The 20,732-nt window shown below is 30.8% G+C and carries 18 protein-coding genes; 16 read left to right on the plus strand and 2 right to left on the minus strand.

What is annotated here, in order from left to right:
• Window positions 1-290 precede the first annotated feature (290 nt).
• Window positions 291-1,943: a BspA family leucine-rich repeat surface protein gene (locus tag ACYIAQ_RS04535; protein ID WP_483562673.1), complete on the plus strand. Its 1,653-nt coding sequence runs from the start codon at window positions 291-293 to the stop codon at window positions 1,941-1,943.
• A 76-nt stretch (window positions 1,944-2,019) separates the two neighbouring features.
• Here ACYIAQ_RS04535 and tpx read toward each other — a convergent pair whose 3' ends face one another.
• Together tpx and ACYIAQ_RS04545 are read right to left on the minus strand one after the other, a co-directional pair.
• Complete coding sequence (gene tpx / locus ACYIAQ_RS04540) at window positions 2,020-2,514, minus strand: thiol peroxidase (RefSeq protein ID WP_483562674.1); 495 nt, start codon at window positions 2,512-2,514, stop codon at window positions 2,020-2,022.
• Between the two features lie 86 nt (window positions 2,515-2,600).
• A complete protein-coding gene (locus ACYIAQ_RS04545; RefSeq protein ID WP_483562675.1) occupies window positions 2,601-3,797 on the minus strand; it encodes an aminotransferase class I/II-fold pyridoxal phosphate-dependent enzyme in 1,197 nt (398 codons plus the stop codon).
• 147 nt (window positions 3,798-3,944) lie between these two features.
• On the opposite strand from ACYIAQ_RS04545, the gene msrB reads away from it, so the two are divergent.
• From msrB to ACYIAQ_RS04620, 15 genes are all read left to right on the plus strand, one after another.
• The gene (gene msrB, locus ACYIAQ_RS04550) at window positions 3,945-4,376 is read left to right on the plus strand and encodes a peptide-methionine (R)-S-oxide reductase MsrB (RefSeq protein WP_483562676.1); all 432 of its coding nucleotides are present in this window, start codon (window positions 3,945-3,947) and stop codon (window positions 4,374-4,376) included.
• 315 nt (window positions 4,377-4,691) lie between these two features.
• The gene (locus ACYIAQ_RS04555; protein WP_483562677.1) at window positions 4,692-4,910 is read left to right on the plus strand and encodes an N-6 DNA methylase; all 219 of its coding nucleotides are present in this window, start codon (window positions 4,692-4,694) and stop codon (window positions 4,908-4,910) included.
• 261 nt (window positions 4,911-5,171) lie between these two features.
• The gene (locus tag ACYIAQ_RS04560) at window positions 5,172-5,300 is read left to right on the plus strand and encodes a hypothetical protein (RefSeq protein ID WP_483562678.1); all 129 of its coding nucleotides are present in this window, start codon (window positions 5,172-5,174) and stop codon (window positions 5,298-5,300) included.
• Between the two features lie 75 nt (window positions 5,301-5,375).
• A complete protein-coding gene (locus ACYIAQ_RS04565) occupies window positions 5,376-7,100 on the plus strand; it encodes an ABC transporter ATP-binding protein (RefSeq protein WP_483562679.1) in 1,725 nt (574 codons plus the stop codon).
• Between the two features lie 21 nt (window positions 7,101-7,121).
• Window positions 7,122-9,719, plus strand: a complete 2,598-nt coding sequence (gene lanKC / locus ACYIAQ_RS04570) for a class III lanthionine synthetase LanKC (RefSeq protein WP_483562680.1) — start codon at window positions 7,122-7,124, stop codon at window positions 9,717-9,719.
• 1,524 nt (window positions 9,720-11,243) lie between these two features.
• A complete protein-coding gene (locus ACYIAQ_RS04575) occupies window positions 11,244-11,855 on the plus strand; it encodes a hypothetical protein (RefSeq protein WP_483562681.1) in 612 nt (203 codons plus the stop codon).
• Between the two features lie 35 nt (window positions 11,856-11,890).
• Window positions 11,891-12,361 (plus strand): hypothetical protein, encoded by a 471-nt coding sequence (locus ACYIAQ_RS04580; protein ID WP_483562682.1) that lies wholly within the window; start codon window positions 11,891-11,893, stop codon window positions 12,359-12,361.
• Window positions 12,316-13,887 carry a lantibiotic dehydratase C-terminal domain-containing protein gene (locus ACYIAQ_RS04585; RefSeq protein ID WP_483562683.1) on the plus strand — a complete coding sequence of 524 codons (1,572 nt, stop codon included), beginning with the start codon at window positions 12,316-12,318 and terminating at the stop codon, window positions 13,885-13,887. The genes ACYIAQ_RS04580 and ACYIAQ_RS04585 overlap by 46 nt, the downstream gene beginning before the upstream one ends.
• 10 nt (window positions 13,888-13,897) lie before the next feature.
• Entirely contained in the window at window positions 13,898-14,761 is an 864-nt protein-coding gene (locus tag ACYIAQ_RS04590; protein WP_483562684.1) for a hypothetical protein, read from the plus strand.
• On the plus strand, window positions 14,758-15,696 hold the full coding sequence (locus ACYIAQ_RS04595; RefSeq protein WP_483562685.1) for a hypothetical protein: 939 nt from the start codon (window positions 14,758-14,760) through the stop codon (window positions 15,694-15,696). The genes ACYIAQ_RS04590 and ACYIAQ_RS04595 overlap by 4 nt, the downstream gene beginning before the upstream one ends.
• 1 nt (window position 15,697) lies before the next feature.
• Window positions 15,698-15,982: a hypothetical protein gene (locus ACYIAQ_RS04600; protein ID WP_483562686.1), complete on the plus strand. Its 285-nt coding sequence runs from the start codon at window positions 15,698-15,700 to the stop codon at window positions 15,980-15,982.
• 37 nt (window positions 15,983-16,019) lie between these two features.
• The gene (locus ACYIAQ_RS04605) at window positions 16,020-17,084 is read left to right on the plus strand and encodes a YcaO-like family protein (protein WP_483562687.1); all 1,065 of its coding nucleotides are present in this window, start codon (window positions 16,020-16,022) and stop codon (window positions 17,082-17,084) included.
• 5 nt (window positions 17,085-17,089) lie between these two features.
• Window positions 17,090-18,055 (plus strand): hypothetical protein, encoded by a 966-nt coding sequence (locus tag ACYIAQ_RS04610; RefSeq protein ID WP_483562688.1) that lies wholly within the window; start codon window positions 17,090-17,092, stop codon window positions 18,053-18,055.
• Between the two features lie 116 nt (window positions 18,056-18,171).
• The gene (locus ACYIAQ_RS04615; RefSeq protein ID WP_483562689.1) at window positions 18,172-19,764 is read left to right on the plus strand and encodes an ATP-binding cassette domain-containing protein; all 1,593 of its coding nucleotides are present in this window, start codon (window positions 18,172-18,174) and stop codon (window positions 19,762-19,764) included.
• A gap of 514 nt (window positions 19,765-20,278) precedes the next feature.
• A partial coding sequence (locus ACYIAQ_RS04620) for a helix-turn-helix domain-containing protein (RefSeq protein WP_483562690.1) occupies window positions 20,279-20,732 on the plus strand: 454 nt, incomplete at its 3' end.

The raw sequence follows: 20,732 nt of genomic DNA on the forward strand, positions 1-20,732 counted from the left end.
TGCGGCGGCCTTAGGTGTAGTAGCATTAAACACTCAAGAAGTGGGCTGATCAAACAACTGATCAATCGGTTGCTACAGCAAAATTAAAGCAAACTGCAAATAATATTGTACCAGTTGCAAATACAACTAATGATGCTGATGATAACTTATCAAAGCAGACAGGTAGTGAAACAAATGAAAAAGTTCAACCTCCTGTTAATGATAACCAACCAGCGCAACCAAAACAGACTATCAAAACGGTAGCTGATTCGCCAACGCAAATAAAATGGAAAGATGATAGCAATGTAACTTTGACGCTAACTGACGATAATCAAGAGTTAGATATTTCCGGTGGCACTATTACCGATCCTCAACCGTTATTGGTTGTTTTGGGAAATGAATTATTTTCAATTAAGAAAATAAAGATAACCGATAAGTTAACAATTACAGGGGATACTTCTTCCTTATTTAGTAACCTAGGAGCTTTAACTCAAATTGAAGGGTTAGAGAAATTAAATACTTCAGGTGTGACTAACATGAAAAACATGTTTAATTATTGCTCTAGTTTAACTTCATTAGATTTAAGCCACTTTGATACGTCAAACGTTACTAATATGTCTAGCATGTTTAGCGGCTGTGGAAGTTTAGCTTCATTAGATCTCAGCAACTTTGATACGTCAAACGTTACTAATATGTCTAGCATGTTTAGCGGCTGTGCCTGTCCAACTTTATTAGATGTCAGCCACTTTAATACGTCAAACGTGACTAATATGTTTGACATGTTTGACCACTGTACCAGTACTTCATTAGATGTCAGCCACTTTGATACATCAAAAGTAACTAACATGTCTAGCATGTTTTACGGCTGTCGCAATTTAACTTCATTAGATGTCAGCCACTTTAATACGTCAAAAGTAACTGACATGGGCATGGGCAACATGTTTGAAGGGTGCACTACATTGAATACCTTAAAGTTGGGCTCTAACTTTAATAGAAATAGTAGTAGTTTATCCCTTGGCGGAAGCTGGCATAGAGTAGGTTCAGGTACTTTAAATAATCCTGAAGAAAAAACTGGGCAGTCAGGTACTCGCTTTGATAGTCCTATAGCTTCAGCGGATACTTATGTTCGTTTAGGCTCGGTAACTGTTCATTACCTAGATAGTAGTAATAAAGAGATCGAAAAAGAAACATGCAGCGGATTGCTTGGTGGGGAATTTAGTCCAAAACAAGAGATAACTGACAACAATGGTCAAAAATATTTTTTAACTACCGATAGCAAGAATTCTCAGAATGTTACTTTTACTGATCCCCCCCGAGATATTAGTTTTTATTATACTAAGGGAAATATCCCTAATGCTGGCTCCAGTATTCAGAATGTTCAAGGCGGCGATGTGACAGTTCATTATCAAGATGAACAAGGCAATACTTTGGCACCAGATGAAATTCTTAAAGGGCATCTGGGAGAAGGTTATACTTCCCAAGAAAAGAAAATTACTGGTTATAGTCTAAAATTAAGACCAGAAAAGGCAATGGGCTTTTTTGAAAATAATCCTCAAAGTATTACATATGTTTATACTTTAGATCAAGCAAAAATCAGTAAAAAACTAATGCATAACGCCTTTATCTATGATATTAATCATCACCGTGTTGGTAATTCGAAGTTTCACTCATATGAAAACATCATGGTTTATCCTGAAACCGTGCGCTTAACTGATGGCGTTTTAGCTTATAAATTAGCTGATAACCAATACATACTTGCAGCTAACATTGATGGCACCTTGCGCCAATTAAAGCATAATTCCTATGTTTATCAAACTGGCAGAAAACGTGCTAATCATCGCTTGCTACGTAAGGGCAGATATATTCGAACATATGGTGCACCTTATCAATTTAAAAACGGCAAGTTATATTACCGCATTGGTGGACCGAAGAAACAATACGTCAAAGTAAGAAATTTTAAGTAAGAAATTTAAATCAGATAACAAAAAGAACTTCGAAAGTTAGATACCGTCGAAGCTCTTTTTTGTTTACTTAATTTTTTTATTTTAGACCATCTAAAAATTCTAAGGCTGCGTCATAATTTGGCTCATCGGTCATTTCATGAACTAATTCTTGATAAAGAATTTTCTTATTGACATCAACTATCCAAATACTTCTTGAATCAACGTCCATTTCTTCAATGTACAGACCCATCTTTTTACCAAAATCCCGCTGGTTATCTGACAAAAGTTCCATCTTTTCGACACCTTCAGCAGCACACCAATTTTTTTGGTCATCTAATGTGTTAGTAGAAATAGTATAAAAATTGATTCCCTCATATTTATCAACTTCGCTATTAAAGTGTTTAGTTGAAATACTACATACGCTTGTATTAATATTAGGCACTACACTGATTAAAGTTGGTTTAGTAATCAGATCAAAAGAAGTGGCATTAGTTTTATCTGCTCGTTCAACCTGAAAATCTGGAAGAGTTGTCCCAACTAAAGGTGGTTGTCCGTTAGTTGCTAATGGGGTATTATTTCTTGTAATTTGCATTTTTATCCTTTCTCTGATAAATAACATGCTTTTTATCTAATTATTAGTCTAGACTAATATTTAGATATTCCCAAACAATAAGCACCTTAATTACATGCAAGATGCTCATTAACATAATCGGTTATACGTTGAACGGCAGTTAAAAGATTTTGTTCCGAAGAAGCATAAGATAATCTTACAAACCCTTGTCCACCTTGTCCAAAATAGCTTCCCGGAATTACGCCAACTTTTGCTTTAGTAGCTAAATCTTTTGCAAAGGCAACATCATCACAACCAAATTTAGCAGGAATTTTAGCAAAAATATAGAAGGCACCCTCAGGTGTAGCCATTGTAAAGCCATTTTTTTCCAAGCCTGTTTGAATAATATGCAAGCGCTTTTCATAAATTTTCCTTGCTTCTATGTAATCTTCTTCACCATTAGCCATTGCTTCCGCGGCACCAATTTGAACATTATCGGTTACTGAAGTAATCATGAATGAGTTGATTTTGATAATTGTTTGCATAATTTCTTTTGGACCAGCAATATAACCAATGCGCCACCCCGTCATTGCAAAATTTTTAGATAATCCCGACAATAAAATTGTTCGTTCAGGAATAATCTGAGTAAGAGAATAATGTTTCTTTTGAGAATAAATTAGTTCTGCATAAATTTCATCACTTAAAGCATATAAGTTATAGTTAACAATTACTTGTGCTAATTTTTCAAGTTCATTTTTATTATAGACACGCCCAGTAGGGTTTGAAGGGTCAGTTAAAATAATTGCTTTAGCACCTTTACCCTCATTTTCCATTACCTTAGATAGGTGCTCAGCTGTCAAAATGAAGTTATCTTCAGAGGTATCTACTTGAACCGCAATACCACCTGCCATCTCAATAATTCCAAAGTAAACGCCCCAAACAGGAGTGGGGACAATGACTTTATCGCCCGGATTCAAGATTGCCATAAAAGAAACATTTAAAGCTTCAGAAACACCAACAGTTGCACAAATTTCATTTTGTGGATCATAAAAAACTTTGAGGCTTTTTTGCAAGTATGAACTTACGGCGTTTAAATATTCGGTTTTACCGGCTTCAGGGGCGTAATGCGAATCGTCTTTGTTAATATCGTTAATAGCTGCCTGCTTAATATGATCAGGCGTATTTAGATCGGGTTCCCCGACAGTTAACTTAACAATATCCGGAATTTGAGAGATTTGGTTGTTAAATGAGCGAATTTCGGATTTAGGTAATTTTTTAATTCTTGTGTTAATTGTTCCAGCTAGATTATTTGCTAAAATCGGCATAATAAAAAGAACCTTTCTAAGATTTTGATACAACGTTCATTATACCGCAGAGCAACCTTTTCGAGAATTTAAATTAATATTAATTTACTAAGCACTATTTTACTGTAGTTTAAATAACTTTGTTATAGTTAGCTTAGGATGGTGATTATGATGGATGAAAATAAAAAACAAGAACGACTTAAGGATTTAACAAAAGAACAATTTGAAACTACTCAACATGCAGCTACTGATTTTCCTTTTAAAGGAAAGTATGATGATTTTTATCAAAAAGGCATTTATGTTGATGTAGTTTCTGGTGAACCTTTATTTTTCAGCGAAGATAAGTATGATGCTGGTTGCGGTTGGCCTAGTTTTAGTAAGCCTATTCAGAAATTAGTGTATCATCGTGACCAATCACATGGTATGGAACGAACTGAGGTCAAAAGCCCAGAGGCTGATTCTCACTTAGGTCACGTTTTTACTGATGGACCGCAAGACCAAGGAGGTTTACGCTATTGTATTAATTCGTCGGCTTTAAAATTTATTCCTTTTGATCAATTAGAAAAAGAAGGATATGGCGAATATCGTAAACTTTTTTAAATAATAATAATTATGTAAAGTATAAAAAGCCAATCGATTTCTTTAATAAATTAGATAGCTTTTTTATTTTGATTTTATTAATAAGTAAAAATTATTATTAGCTCCCATAATTTAACATTTTTTAAAAGCCTGATAAGCTAATTAGTATGAGTCAATAGAAATAAGTCCATCTTCAAAAGTAAAAAGTATTATTGCGATAAATGAAGCACCAAACAGGAATAATTCAGGAATTGTTAAGTTGCATGGACAAGAATCAGATTCAACCGCTTACAATTTAGCTAGAATGAATCTAATGTTGTATTTACTAATACGACATTGTTCAACACTGATGCGCTTGAAAGTGATTGGCCATCCGAACCAAATACTAAGGAAATTGATTATCCACGTACCTTTGATGCGGTTGTGGTTAATCCACCATATCCTCAATATTGGAATAATAACAAAAACAAGTTAACAGATCCACGTTTTCACAATTATGGCAAATTGGCTCTAAGGTTGGTTTTGCTTTCGTTTTACAGGGCTTTTATTATTTAAACAAAAAATTAACTATGGCGATTCGTTTTTCCTTTCAAAAACATGTAGACTTATCAAAATATGCTCATTTAGCTCCCATCGAAGAAATCGCTGTATTAGAAGCTAAAATTGCTAAAGACTTAAAAGACTTAGAAATTAAGAGAGACTAGTTAATTTCTATAAAGCAGTAAGCATATAAACGAGTGTAAGTATTAAATAATGATAAAAAATATTGAGTTTTTTTATAAATATGCTATTATACGAATGAGAGGGAGCGATTATATGGAGTCATTAATGCGGCATATTTTTGGCTTACAAAAGAAGAAGGTCAAGCATCAAAAACATAATAAATACAATAACGAAAAACGAAAGTCGCTAATTTGCGGGCATACTTTCTTTGGTATATTTTAAGCGAATAAATTAATAAAAGGCATATCTTTGACACTAAGATATGTCTTTTATTAATTGTAAAAGAATGTGAGATTTATGGATAAGAAAATAAAGTTATATGCAATTTCTTGGCAGTTCATTTTAGGAATAGTTTTAGGAATTTTAGGTACCTTTATTGAAGTTTTGATACCTTTAATAGTACGGCGATTTATTGATGGTAAAACGCGAATAATCGCACATTTAAATTTTCATTTAGCCACTTTAATCGTACTAACGATTATTTTCAGTGCGATTATTAGTGCTTTTTGCCAATATCTAATTAGTGTAGCTGGAAATTTAAAAATTGCTGAAATTAGAATGGAAATTGAGCAAAAATTACTTACTTTACCCATGAGTTTTTTTGCTAATAAAAAAAGCGGTCAGCTTTCTAGTCATCTAATTAATGATGCTGAAGTAGTTCAATCTTTTATGACTAATAGTATTCCTGCGACCATTAATAGTTTAATTACAGTGTTAGGATCAATCATTGTTTTATTTCATTTAGATTGGCAATTGACCATATTTATTGTCTTATCTTTTTCATTAATTATCTTAATTGCATACCCAATTGGAAAAATTAGTGAAAAATTATCGCTTACTACTCAGAATAAATTAAGTGAACTTTCTGGGCAAAGTACAGAAAATTTGTATAATATTCGCAGTATTAAGCTAAATAATGCTTATCGCCCAGTCTTGTTAAATTTTAAGCATGTGGTAGTTGAATTATTTAAAATTTCAAATAAAACTGATCGCATATTTTCAATCGTAGGTCCCATTCAAACAGTTTTTACCTTAGGAATCATTCTTTTAATTATTATATATGGTGGTATTCGTGTACAACAGGCTAGTTTAAGTATTGGTACCTTAGTATCTTTTTTAATTTATCTTTTTCAGATAATTGAGCCAATTAATATGCTGGGTAATTTTTACACAAGTTACAAACAAGCTAAGGGAGCTACTTTGGAATTAAATAAGATTTTGAAGACACCGGGAGAAAAAATTGTTTATCAAGTTAATTCACAAATATTGATTGCTGAAAACAGTAGCTTAACGTTAAAAAATGCCTCTTTTTCATATCAAAAGGAACCAGTTTTACAAAATGTTTCTTTAAGCTTTAACAGTGGTCAAAAAATAGCAATAGTTGGACCCTCTGGTGCTGGTAAAACAACAATTATTAATTTACTAACCAGATTATATGAATTAAATGAAGGACAGCTTTTATTTAATTCAGTAAGTGCTACTAATTATGATTTAAATACTTGGCGTAATTTATTTGCAGTAGTGACTCAAGAAAACACAATTATTTCAGGATCGATTTATTTAAACTTAACTTTTGGTCTGACAGCTATTCCTGAAGAAAGTGAAATTTGGGTAGCCCTAGATAAAGCTAATTTATTAGAAGATGTACAAAAAATGCCTAATGGTTTACAAACTTTGGTTGGTGAACAAGGAATCGGTTTATCGGGTGGGCAAAGGCAGAGACTACAGATTGCTCGCGCATACTTGCGCAAAGCCAATTTTTTAATTCTAGATGAAGCAACTTCTAACTTGGATCCCAATTCGGAAAAAATTATTACTAATACTTTGAATAAGTTGGTAGCCAATCACCAGACAACTCTAATTGTTATTGCGCATCGCTTATCGACAATTGTTGATGCAGACAAAATTTATTTTTTAGATAATCATCAAATTACCGGCAGTGGTACGCATCAAGAGCTAATGCAATTGGTTCCTAAATATAAACAATTTGTTAATGAAGAAATATTGGCAGTTGAAAAATAATTAAAAGGAGAGAACATACAGATGGACTTAACTGGTAATGAATATCTGGAATTTATTAAAAACGAGCGTTCACTTTTTTATTATCCGAATAATAAAATCCAAAATAAATTTAAATTCATAAAGCCTAAAACTAACTTTCAAGAATCAACTGATAACTATTGGCATTATATTTTATTTGATCATAAATTGCCCCAACAAGGCTGGAAAATTCATCTAACTGCTAATATTAAGGATGCACAAAAACTATTATTGACAGTAAGCAAGTACTTAAACAATAAAAAAGTTAGTTATAAATTTATTAATACAGTAGATGAAATGGTTTTGAGTAATTCGAAATACGGTGATCGAACAGAATCTGGAAAGTTTATTACAGTTTATCCCGTAAATACTACTGAGTTTGTACAACTTCTTACTGCATTAGCAGAAATTACGCAAGATTTTTTAGAGGGGCCATATATATTAAGTGACAAAGAGTGGCAAGATAGTCATGTCTTTTACCGTTATGGTGCCTTTAAGGCAATGAAAACGGTGATTGCAGGTAAAGAGGTTTATGCCATTATCGATAATAAGCATAACTTAGTTGAGGATAAACAGTTACCATATTATTATCAGCCTAATTTTATTGTAGAACCTGAACAATTAAAAGATAATGTGCAGCATTATGATCAAAATGAATTCAAAAAACTAATGAATTATAACGTGGATTTTTCTTTGCATTATAGCAATGCTGGCGGGGTTTATCACGCAGTTTCTAAGGGTAAAGAATGGGTTCTAAAAGAAGGTCGTTCGTTTGCGGGCTTAGATGCTAATGGTAACGACGGTTTTAATCGTATTAAACACGAGTATAAGATATTAAAGCAACTAGCTGATATACCAACAGTTGTTAATGTTTATGATAGTTTTAAGGCATGGAAACATATGTATTTGGTTGAAGAATATCTTCCAGGAGATACTCTAGCTGATTTTATTGATAGTCAATATCCTTTTACTGCAAATGAACAAAAGAAAAATGAATATCTTACGAAGATGGTTAAAATTATTACGGCACTTTTAAATACAATTAACCAAATTCACCAAAAAGGGATCGCAATTGGCGATTTACAACCGGATAATATAATCATATTGGATACAGATAAGTTAAAGTTAATTGATTTTGAAAATGCTCAAAAAACTTCAGCTGCGTACAATCCAGGTCTAGCAACACCAGGCTATTCTGATTTTAATGCGAAGACTTTTGAAGAAGCTGATCGAATTGCGTTATACAAAATCGCACGTTATATGATTTTGCCAACAGCAACTGGGTTTGATTGGGCTCCTGACTTAGAGGCGGTGCAAGATAAGAATATTAGTAATGAATTTGGCAATCAAATTGTAAAATTTTTGCATAATTTAAAAAAACAATTAAATTTGAATTTTAATTCTGACTTACGCCACCCGCAGTATTATCACAAAAATCTAGCAGTGCCGGCTACACCATTTTCATTGAGTCAGCTAAATCAAAATATTGCCGAAGTAGCTAAGGGAATCATCGATAACTTAAACTTTAACTTTAAAGGATTAATTTATGGTGATATTCCGCAATATAGTTCTGAAATTAGTTATTATTCCGTAGCCAATGGCGCTTTTGGGGCTATAATGGCTTTAAATAGATCACAAACCTTAGATCAGAAAAATAAACAAAAGATTAATATTTGGATTGAACAGCAATTACCAAATTTAAAAAAGTTGTTAGCAGTGCCAACAACAGATATTGGATTATTTACTGGTCTAAGTGGCATTGCTACCGTTTTATGGGAACAAGGCTATACCGAAGTTAGTTATAATATAATGGAAAAGATACAAACCACTGATATATTTAAGTTAGGTAATGATATTTCAATTTATTCTGGCTTAGCAGGCGTTGGGTTAGCTTTTTTATGCTTTTATGTCCAAACTAAAAAAACTATTTACTTACAAAATGCAATTGCGATTGCTCAACAAATCATAGAAATTATTAAGCGTGAACACTATACTGAAAAAACTGATAGTGGATTAATTACTGGTTGGTTAGGTGCAGCATTATTTTTATGGAAATTAAGTATTGCTACAGACACAAAGCAATACACGCAAGAAGCTTTAAAAATTTACCAGTTAGTAATTAAAAATTCATTACTGCTTACAAACAATGGTGCATTTATTAAGGATAATTCATACTCATATGAACGTTTAATACCATATGTTAATCATGGTAGTGCTGGTTTAGCTTTGTTAATGATAGAGTTTTTGCAAGATGATCCGGAAGTTTTTACTAAGAAAGAATTAGAAATTTTACGAAAAATATTAAAGCAGAATGATGTTTTTGTAACTTTTTTTGCTGGATTGTTCGATGGCTTTTTTAGTCTACTAATTTTAGATAATGCCTTTGCTATTTGTACCAATAATACGGAAACTTTAAATAAAAAGTACAATTTACTTAATAATTATTTAGTTGCCAAAGATGGCGGAGTAATGGTCCCTGGAAGATTTGGCTTTAAGTGTTCCCTAGATTTGACTACTGGAAGCAGTGGGTTACTGCTTCTTTTAACAGATATTAAACAGTATACATGGAATGCTTGGCTGCCGCTGCTAAGAAGTAAATAATTTTTAATTAATATAGCTAAGAGCGTCTAAGAAAAAAGTCGACACTTCAATACTCTCAAGCATAAAACTATGTGCGGTTGTCAAAGTAAAACAGAAAAAGTTTGGCTCTTTGTCAAATCCTGTTGATGAAGATAAATAATGAATTAGATGCACTTTAAGCAGTCATGCTTAAAGTGTTTTCTTTTAGAACAACATTTTTTGCTTCTAACATAATCCTAGAAATGATGGTAAAAATATTTTAATAATTCAAAGCAATACTGTTAGAAAAGGTACTTTTAAGAATATTAAATGCAAAGTAAATAAAATTTGGAATACTTTAAACAACTACAAAGTAAGAGATAAAAATAGAGAAGGGAAATTAAACAATGAAAACCAAAACATTTTGGGCAACTAATTATGGCCCGCAATTAAACCAGGCAATCAATGACTTTATTAAAGACAAGTATTAAGTGCCAATTTAATTATTAGATAATGTTAGCAACCAAATGGTTGTTTTTTTGTTGATGTCTTATTAATCAACGTTTAACTAGCGAAATTTTCGTTAAAAATACCGCTTAATTTAGTTTGAATTTTAAGCTTTAAGTCTTATAAAAATTGATGTATCAATATTCGTAGGTTAAAAGACGTGAAATACTAAAAAAGGAATAAAGTTATAAACTCCAATGATTCTATAATTTTCGTTAAATTAGGTCGCATTTCCCTTTGAATAGAGAAAGTTGGAAATATTAATCTTTAAATATTTAATAATAAGAAAAGATAAAATTAGGACTTGAATTAAGTCAATCCGGAAAAGTTAAATAGACGCTAAGAAATATGTACAAAATAATTTTAGTTTTTGAAGCACTTGAAAATTTAGTCATGAAAAAAAGGTTCGTAATAACTAGATTAATGTTTAACTATTATGAGTACTTCAACTTCGGAATTCACATCAGAATTAAAGCTCATAAAATCCTTTTCTGTAATTAGTAGATAATTACATTTTATCAAAGAAGTTACATAGATTTTTTATTTCGCTCTACGTTATCCTTGCATTTATATTAAAAAAATATTGACTTTTTATAATTATATTATATAATTATAAAAAAATAAAATAAAAAAGGAGAAATAGAAATGGAAAACAAGGATTTAAACAAAGTAGTTGATATTGAAGGACTTGATATCTATAAAGTAGATACCAATGCTATGCTTGAAAAGCTGGGCGCTTCCATTTGATGGAATAGTTGCTCTAATATTAATCGTCGAACAAGCTGAAATTTCATAGATTTTTTATTTCACTCTACGTTATTCCTACATTTATATTAAAAAATAAAATAAAAAGGATAAATAGAAATAGAAAACAAGGATTTAAACAAAGTAGTTGATATTGAAGGACTTGATATCTATAAAGTAGATACCAACTATGCTTGAAAAGCTGGGCGCTTCCTTCAGATAGAATAGTTGTTCCAATATTAGTCGTCAAAGCTAATGTATTGATTTTTATAGTGCCACACATTGTGTGACACTATTATTTTATTGAGAATAAAAATGAGATATAGAAGAACTAATTTAAAAACCGATATAATTGATAAATTAAGTTTAAGTACAGTAGATAATTCTTACATTAAAAATATTATAGAGTCTGATAGAGCTACTTTTTTAACTATACATTTATTTTATGAGGAATTATATTTAAGTTTCTTACATGGCTCAGATAAAGCTAAAGACAAATTAAGGCTGTTATTGATTCGTATAGCGTCGCGGTTTAGTAAATTTCAAGCATTAACTTGCTACGGTGATACGCAAAAAAAGGAAACAAAAAGAATTGAAGTAGAAGTCAATCCAAAGTGGTTAAGAGCTCTAGCTAATAAATATTTAGTTATTCAAAAAATGTCTTTGAATACAAGGCTTCAACTTTCTTCAGGCTTTTCTATTAATGGAAGCTTAATAACATGGAGATCAGGAGTTACTGTTAGCACGGAATATGTGCATGTAGATTTAAAAACTCCTTTGGGAAAACTAATACACAAATTTGTTATATCTCCGAATTTAACGCTTTCGTATGGAGATTATTTGGGATATGCTAAAAACTTAGGCTTTGATAATGAAAACATAGTTTCAATTTTAAAAATATTTATAAACAAAAAAATTATTTTTTAGAATTTGATCGATTAAATTTAAAATTAGAAGAATTATTGAGTCTACAAATAAATAGCAATTTAAAGAATGAATTAACTGAAATAAAAACACAGTTAGACCAATTAAATCAAATACCTTCATTAAAAGATATAAAGGCAATTATTACAAAAATGAATAATTTATATAAAATTGATCAGCCTTTAATATTATCTAATATAGAAAACACAACCAAAATAAAATCTAAGAGTCTTAATTTACCCAACAGATTGAAACGTTTGTTTTCACTAAATTCGGTTACAACAAATGATTATAAAGTGGGTAGAGCATTCAAACAATATTTCCAAGAAAAGTATGGACTATTTAAATTTGTTCCGATTAACGAAGCATTAAAACTAACTGATTTTGAGAACTTAAGTAGTAAACTAAAATTTATTGAAGAACACGATAATGAATATCATTTGTCTATTTCAAAGTGGAAAAAATGTGGCTTTCTTTTCTATCAAAGAATGGATCTAAAAAATCTATAACTATAACAGATGATTTTATTGATAAACTATCAGAAACATTAATTGGAGCTCTTGATCATGATTGTCCCCTAAAGTCGTATGAATTTGTATATAGCTATTTAGAAAAGGAAAATCTATTTGTCTTACCTACTCAAGCAATATTTTCTAAAAATTCTATAAATACTAAACATACAAAGATATCAACTGTATCTTATTTTCCCAATGTATATCCTTTTTTTATGAACAATCCCGAGCTTTTTGGAAAAAACTTATATATCAATCAGTATGTGCCTTACAATGGATATAGTGAAGCAAATCTTGGTTTTATACTATTATCAAACGGCTTAAAATTTTGCGATAATGAAGGACATATATTGGACATTGAATGGAATAGTATTATGGAAACAAGAGTGTCAGAAGAAGAAGATACAGTTGATTTGCTAAAGTCGATTACAAATTATATTAATCAAGTACCGTTTTCCGCACTACCTCCTTATTTTAATAAATTACATCATATTCCCCAAATCAAATATAAAAATATTTGTTTGTCTCCAGAAACTTGGAACTTAAATGAACATGAAACTGATTCATATTTAGAATATTGGAAAAATAAAAAGCAAAATATTAGTGTGATTTCACAAGGAAACATGATGCCATTTTATCAATGGCATACAAACAAAACTTTTAATGTAATAAAAACAATACAAAACACAACGTTTTGCGAAACTTTATTACCTCAAGCAAATTATGCAATCCAATTTATTAAAGAAGAAAAATTAGGTCTTGTGAATGCTATAAACGAAAAATATAAATTATTTACAAATGATAAATATCAAAAATTTTTACATGGGTTTACATTATTACTGCCAAATAAAGATTTTGACTTTTACCTAGAAAAACTTATCCAAACTTTTAATAAGTATGATAATTGGTACTTCATAAGATATTTTGATAATGCTAAGGCAAGCATCAGGATAAGACTTTTAAATACAGAAGAATTAATATCATTTTCAAAAGAACTGGATAAATTTTCAAAGGATTATGGATGTGAAGTAATAAAAAAGGCATATGCTATAGAAAGTAATCGTTTTGGAGCTACTGAGTCCATGTATGAAGCTTTACAAGAATTTAGTTGTGAAACTAAAAACTATTTTATATTAAAAAACAAATTAGTACCGGAGATTAATGATACATACAAGAGAGTAGCAATTGAAGAAAATTTTTTAAAATGCGCATTATTGATTATAAATAAGCATATACTTTTAAAAATATATTCTAGTAAAAGGAAAAATCATTATAACAAACACAAACTTTTAATTGACAAAGCCCAATTAAAATATACTGCTAAAGTTCAATTTCCGGATACTTTAAAAAGAAGAATTACTAAGTGCTTGAAAAGTAAGTTTGAAAATGATTCATTGAACAAATTTGCATATTATTATTTTAGTTTAATCCAATTATGTAAGAATCGATTACTAGGTAGTAATGAAAATGGAGAAGTGTTATCAAGAGAGATATGTAAAAAAATATTAAGTCATTATCTGTGAGGAAATAAAAATGAAATTCAAGATGGATTTATATTTTAAAAATGATCAGGAAATTGAAAGTTTTAAGACAGAACTTTTAAACTTGAATAATAAAAATTTAGAATCTTATTTTTTAAAATCAAAAGCTAAACATGATAGTTTGAAAATAAGTTTAATGAACTTGTCAGATGATGTATCGACAAGGTACAATCAAATGCGAACAATAATATCAGTTGACGATTCAAAAAAATATTTTCAAAATTTTGAACAATACAAGTTATATTTGTATTTAGAGAACTGGTTTGACAAACAATTAAAAAAATATTATTTTACACAAAATAATTTATTTGAATTTATAAATTGGGTAGATAAATTATTATCAAAAGTACCAGTTACAAAAAATATTGAAGATATTAAAAAGGGTTATGTGTCTCAATGGTCACATTTATATGCTTTTCTGAATTCACTTACAGTTAAGCAAAGAAGAGAAATAATAGATCAATTTGAATTATTTTATGTTAATAATAATAGTTCTGTTTTAAAAGCTTCTTCCAGCATTGCTCTAGATACTATAGAAAAAGTAGAATTTATGATAGCTCACGGAAAATTAGATTTCTATTCTCCCTCGACAAGAGAAGAACAGATTGCCACAAATTCTTTCGCTTCGTATTATCATAAAAGAACTGTTTTAGACGATCAATCACAGAAAATAGCTATCAAGTCTTCTACTTTGACTTTGTCTAGATGGCTTGTTAATTTGGTATACGAAAAAATGATTCTGATGAACTTTACTATTTTAGAGAAATATTTTATGAATTTTTGCCTAGTTAAGAGACATGAAAAAATGTTTCCAGATTTTGACTTTTTTTGTAAAAACGTGGAGAAAATAAAATGAGTATATATAAAATAGCTTCAGGAGTTGGATTTGTTTCAGGAAATGGACATCATTTCATAACTACTAAAGATAACAATTTCGAATTAAATATTAATGAAGAACAAGCTAAACAAATTAATGATATTCTTCATGAAATAAGACTTGGTAAGGATATTGAGAATAACTCTCAAATAATAAATTTCTTTTTACAAACTAAAATAATAGAAAAAGTTTCGGAACCCTTAAAGAAGCAAACAGAAAAAATAGATATTTTTTCTTATGATAGTAATATTTTTGCAAAAGGACGAATAAATTCAGAAAATAAAAAGATAAATTGTGGAAAAACAATTGAACTGAGTATATACTATTTTTCTAATTCTGGACGGTTATGGCTATGTTCACAGCCATTGCCTGAAAATAGTAGGAAAAGTATCAAAAATATATCTTTGACGGAAGAAATGCAAATATACTTATTGTCAGGAATACAAAAAAATTTTTCCTTAGTAAAAGAAATAAAAAATAATAAATTTGGAATTCTTGCTTTAGATGTTTTGGACTTCAGACATAGAAGTGAACAATTTTCTACACAATTATTGAATTCAGAATCTTATTATTTGTTGCAAAGAGAATTTTTGAAAACTACAGTATTAAAATCTAATTTTTTACCTTTTAAAAAAATTAGGTTTAAAGCAATAGATCAAAAAGAATGTATATTTTACGCTCCAAATTTTAGTATTGCAAAATTACTATATTTATATAGTGCATTATCAAAAAATCAAAATAAATTTAATATTTCTACGATTAATAAATTGATTATTGAAGAAGTTGAAAAGCTAGATGACATGAGTACTGAAGCTCTTAGAATACTAAAACAAATATGTCGTGTTAAATCTACTTCTACTATTGATTCTTTTCTTAAACTTTCTCAAAAATTATTAAAGAAGGAGAAGTATTAAAATGAAATGCCTGAAAATTTCAGCTAAGAAAGCTCGCCCCTTAAAAACAATCAATGATAACTTTATGTTCTTTCAAGCAGGGGATAGCTTGATTATACAAAATCGAACTAGAAGCAAAGAACCTGTAATTTGGCTTAAACTTGATAAAATAAAATTTGACTTATTTTTATCTAATTTTTATAGCTTAACTTTCATTTCGGCATATAAGATTGCTAATGGGGAATTTTTTATAGGTACTGTTCATATAAGATTGCTAATGGGGAATTTTTATAGGTACTGTTATTGATGGAATAGAAAGCCTTAGATTTCTAGAAATAAATAATTTGAAAATAGAAAATTCATTGTTATGGCAACAAGTAAGCCTAAAAGATGAAATAGTGATATTTAATGAGAAGTACCCAGAATTATCTGGATATGCATTTAGTGTTTGGGATAATTCGATTGATTCATTAAAAAAACGAGCTATATTTGAATACTATGAGAGAATTAGTTCGACTAATGTTGATCATATAGAATCGGTTAGGAATGTTCCGTTGCATAGTAAAGCTATTGACTATAAGCAATTGGGGATTCTATGGGGTACAAAATCAATTCCTAAAGTTAGTAAATGGGTAGAAGCGTTCTCCGAAAGAGACCAAAATCCTGTATATATACCATTTAACTTTGTGTTTTATGGTAATCCAGACAAAGGAGAAGATACATATTTAGGCTCTTCTAATGGTACAGCCATTGGTTCAAGCTACCAAGATAGTGTACAGCGGGCATTGAACGAGTTTATTGAACGAGATGTTTTAATTGAGTCTTGGTTAGGTAGAGGAGCTAATCTTGTTAGATTAACTTCAATTAGCCAAATTTTAGGCGAATCCTTTAAACAATTATGTAGTTTGATGAATATAAAAACTGACTTCTTTTTATATAAAAATTTAATTGATAACAAGTTTATTGTCTGGTGTTTAGTGAAGACTAGAAAAAAAGATATTTTTAGTTCTTCAGGATTTGCTTCAAGTGAAAATATTCAAAAATGCCTAAAGCATTCATTTGATGAAGCTATGGGAGCAATAGTTAAAAAGGAGAAAAATACTAAAAAAAATGGTGATAGCACTTTAGATAAAATTCAAAATTACTACTTTGATGCAAATAATAATCAAATTATTGCAAATCTGTACAAGTTTAAAAGGGATCTATCACTTGAAGATTTCTATAAGCAATGTAAAAATATTTCGTTAACTAAAAGATATAGAGACATTGTAGTTATAGATATAACTCCTACAGCAATAGCAGAATTGGGGTTATCTTGTGTAAAAGTTGTAGCTCTGGGAGGAAATAGTATGATTTTTAACTATAAATTAGAAAAGCTAAATTTCCCTAAGTTTTTGCCGATAGCGTGAAGAAAATGAAATATACTGTTGAAGATTTATATAAAGATATTTTATATTGCAATACTAAAACTAAGTTTTCATCTCAACAATATTATTGTGATGAAGAAAATGTAATCTTAACTAAAATAAAAAAAATTAATATTAATAGTCTCTCTCCTGAGACAAAAATTCTTCTTTTACCGCTGATAGAGCAATCTTTAAGAAACTTAAATGATACTCCATATGTTTGGCATCTGTCGTATCCATCAGCAAGATCTTTTTACACAATAAGAGGATTTGTCGGTTTAGGAAACAACCAAGTAATTAGTAAGATACCGGGTGAAAGTCAATTTACTATATATAGTGTAAATTTTGAGGTTAATAAAAATGATATATATATTGTTAGAACTAAAGAAATAAAAGAGAAAATTTATGTTCAAATACATAATAGTCTTCAATCATTAGAAGCTGGTCATATTATAGGATCATATTATATGTTAGCAAGTATGCTTGACTTGAAATTCGATAAAGTTAGCTTTGGTAGAAATATTGATGTAATCAAGTTAGGTAACTTTAAAGCAGAAAATTTAAATCTATTTCAGTTCGATCAATTAAGGGAAAAATATCGGTATCGATCAAGTGGAATATATTACGGTATGCTTTCAAATTGGATTAAAATTGATAAATTTAAAGCCTTAAAAAAAATAGAATTATCCCAGATTAGTAAGTACTTAGGAATAGAAGATAAGTATTGTTTTTATAAAACTTTTGAAAATGACGGTCATTGTTTCTGGGATAAGGAAAAAAACAAAAGTTTATCATATCAAAGTCTTCAAAATAAATTTTCATTTTGGGATCCACGTTATGGTAGCGCATTAACTGTCTTTGGAATTACAAAAGTGGACTGTAACATTAACAAAGTAGTTGAATTAATTGGAGCTTGTGCTCAAATAATTTGTTTAAACAATGCAAAAAGTGATTTCATAAAATCGTCCGGTTAAACAAATAATACCCAACAAATGGGAACATATATTCAGTGACTCAGACATAATTCCATTTTATGGAGTAATTTCAACGAGAGTAGATTAAAAACCTGAAAGGTAAAGGTATTAGGATTATGAAAAAATATTTTGAACGTAAGAGCATCTTGTTCTGCCTCTTATTGACCGTAATTGTGGGTCTGGATACGCCTTTTAGCACGTGGACCTATTCACAAATTTTTGCCATGGTTGAGGCCGCTGATAAAAGGCGGGTGGTGGTCGAAATTAGCTTGATTGTCCTGGTTACTATTATTTTGACTTTTGCTCGTTACCTGTATGAGCGAACTCTGAACCGGAATATTTACCTTTTTAACCGGAACGTGCGCAGCGATCTGCTCTCTTCCAACTTTGTTCGGCAGAAGGGATCGGTTTCTGACAAGCTATCTTTTGTCACCAATGATTTAGAGCTGGTCGAAAATAATTACGTCAAGGAAATCTTTAAATTAATTACTAGTATTGTTAACTTGCTACTTTGTCTGGTTATGGCTCTAAACGCCAACTTCCTACTAACCTTGGTTTTTATGTGTTTTTCGGTTATTTCGGCAGTCGCTCCCAGGATTATGGCTAAGCGCGTCATGCTTAGTTCAGAAGCGTGGAGTGCCAGCGTGAGCAAGTATACGGGTTTCATGTCGGATTACCTTAAACACATCGATTTAATTCTGCACTACAACGCTATGCCTTTCTTTTTACTAAAGGGTAAGAAAGCTATCACCGACACTGCCACTGCTAAACAAAAACGGGAGAACACAATTGCTATGAGTAACTTGCTGGCTGGCATCTTGGCTTATTCTTTGTCATATTTACCCATCGGAATCGGTATTTTGTTTGTTCTAGATCACCGTTTGCCACTTTCTTCCTTTATCATGGTCCAGTATTCGAGCACTTGGGTGGTCAACTCAATCTTAGCTATTAACCAGTCGATGACAACGATTAATTCGGCTAAGCCACTGTTAGGTAAGCTGGAAAAGATTAAAAAGCTGCCTCAATCTGAAGTAAGTGACCAGCTGACAACAATCGACTTTAAAGAGCTATATTTAGATGATGTAACTTTTAGTTATCAGGATAAAGCTGTCGTTCAGCATGCCAACTTAGTGGTTAGGCGTGGAGAGAAAATCCTTTTGACCGGTCGCAGTGGTCAAGGCAAGAGTACGCTGCTTAAGCTAATAGCACACGTCCTAAAACCCGAGCAAGGTAAAGTTGAATTAGTTAGGCAGGACGGCATAGCTATCGCTCCTGAGCCCGACTACTTCGGGGAGGTAAACCAGGATTCTAACATTTTTAACGATACCCTGCGCTTCAACCTGACGCTAGGACGTAGCTTCTCTGAACAAGAACTAGCAAATGCCGTTCAAAAAGCGGGCTTAATACCGTTAGTAGATAAAATTGGTCTTGACGCGGTCATCAAGGAGGACGGGACTAATCTGTCGGGCGGTGAAAAGAAGCGTATTGAATTGGCCCGAGCTTTTTTATACAACCGCGACTTCCTACTGATTGACGAGGGTACCGCTTCACTAGACCCGCAAACCGCACACGAAATTCACGAATTAATTCTGGGATCAAACCTGACCGTGGTCGAGATCGATCACCATATTCCTGAAGATTTGCAGAATAAATTTACTCGTGCTTATAAATTGGAAAATAACCAATTGAGCATGATTTCTCATAATTAATCAATATTAATTTTTTTGCTTAGATGCCATTTTTTAAAACAAAAAAAGTTTAACCTTCTAGTTAATTCTGGGGTTAAATTTATATAAGGACAATATTACAATGTTCAACGACTAGGTGGATAAGGTGTACAGTGGACAATGATAATTGATGCAGTAGTCCATGCGCAACATCTTTAAAAATATTCTGGATAGCGTTTAATTAAAGACTAATTCTTGATGTTAAATTGAGATTAGTCTTTTTAGTTTAAATTATACTTTTTAACTTTTGCTAGTCTAACGACAAGTTTATTATGTTATCTGAAAGCTTAATAATAGAAGAAACCAAAATTATATTTAAGCTTAATTTTAGTTCACAGCTTTTAATTATAGGTCAGCAATTGCTGATAACGGCTCGGCCACGGTTGGGAGGCTAAGAGATTATTAAAAGAACTAAATTAAAAAACTGGCATTTAATTATATTAAAGTGAAGTTAACCCCCGGAATTGGACAAAGATTCCAATTCGGGGGTTTTCTTATGTCTAAATATTTACTAAAAACAAAATTAGAAGCAGTAGATTTGTATCAAAGAGGATTTAGTACAAAAGAAATTCAAGAGAAATTACATATCACATCACGTAGATCTATTGATGGTTGGATCAATAATTATCAACAGTATGGTAACAGAGGCCTGGAAAAAAGCTTTTCTAAGACAAGATATAGTGGTCAATTTAAATTAGAAGTCTTAAACTGGAGAAAAGAACATAGTGCCAGCTATCAAATTACTGCCAATCATTTTAATATTAAACAACATTCCACTATTGCGAATTGGCAAAGAAAATTAAATGAAGGCGGTGTTGATGCTTTATTTATTAAGCAAGGACGACCATTAATGCATAAAAAGAAAATTAAAGCAAAGAAGCATAAATATACTTCTCAAGAGTTAACTGAACTTGAACGTCTACGTTTAGAGAATCGTGCATTACATGTAG

The organism is Lactobacillus sp. X-49 (assembly GCF_057063645.1).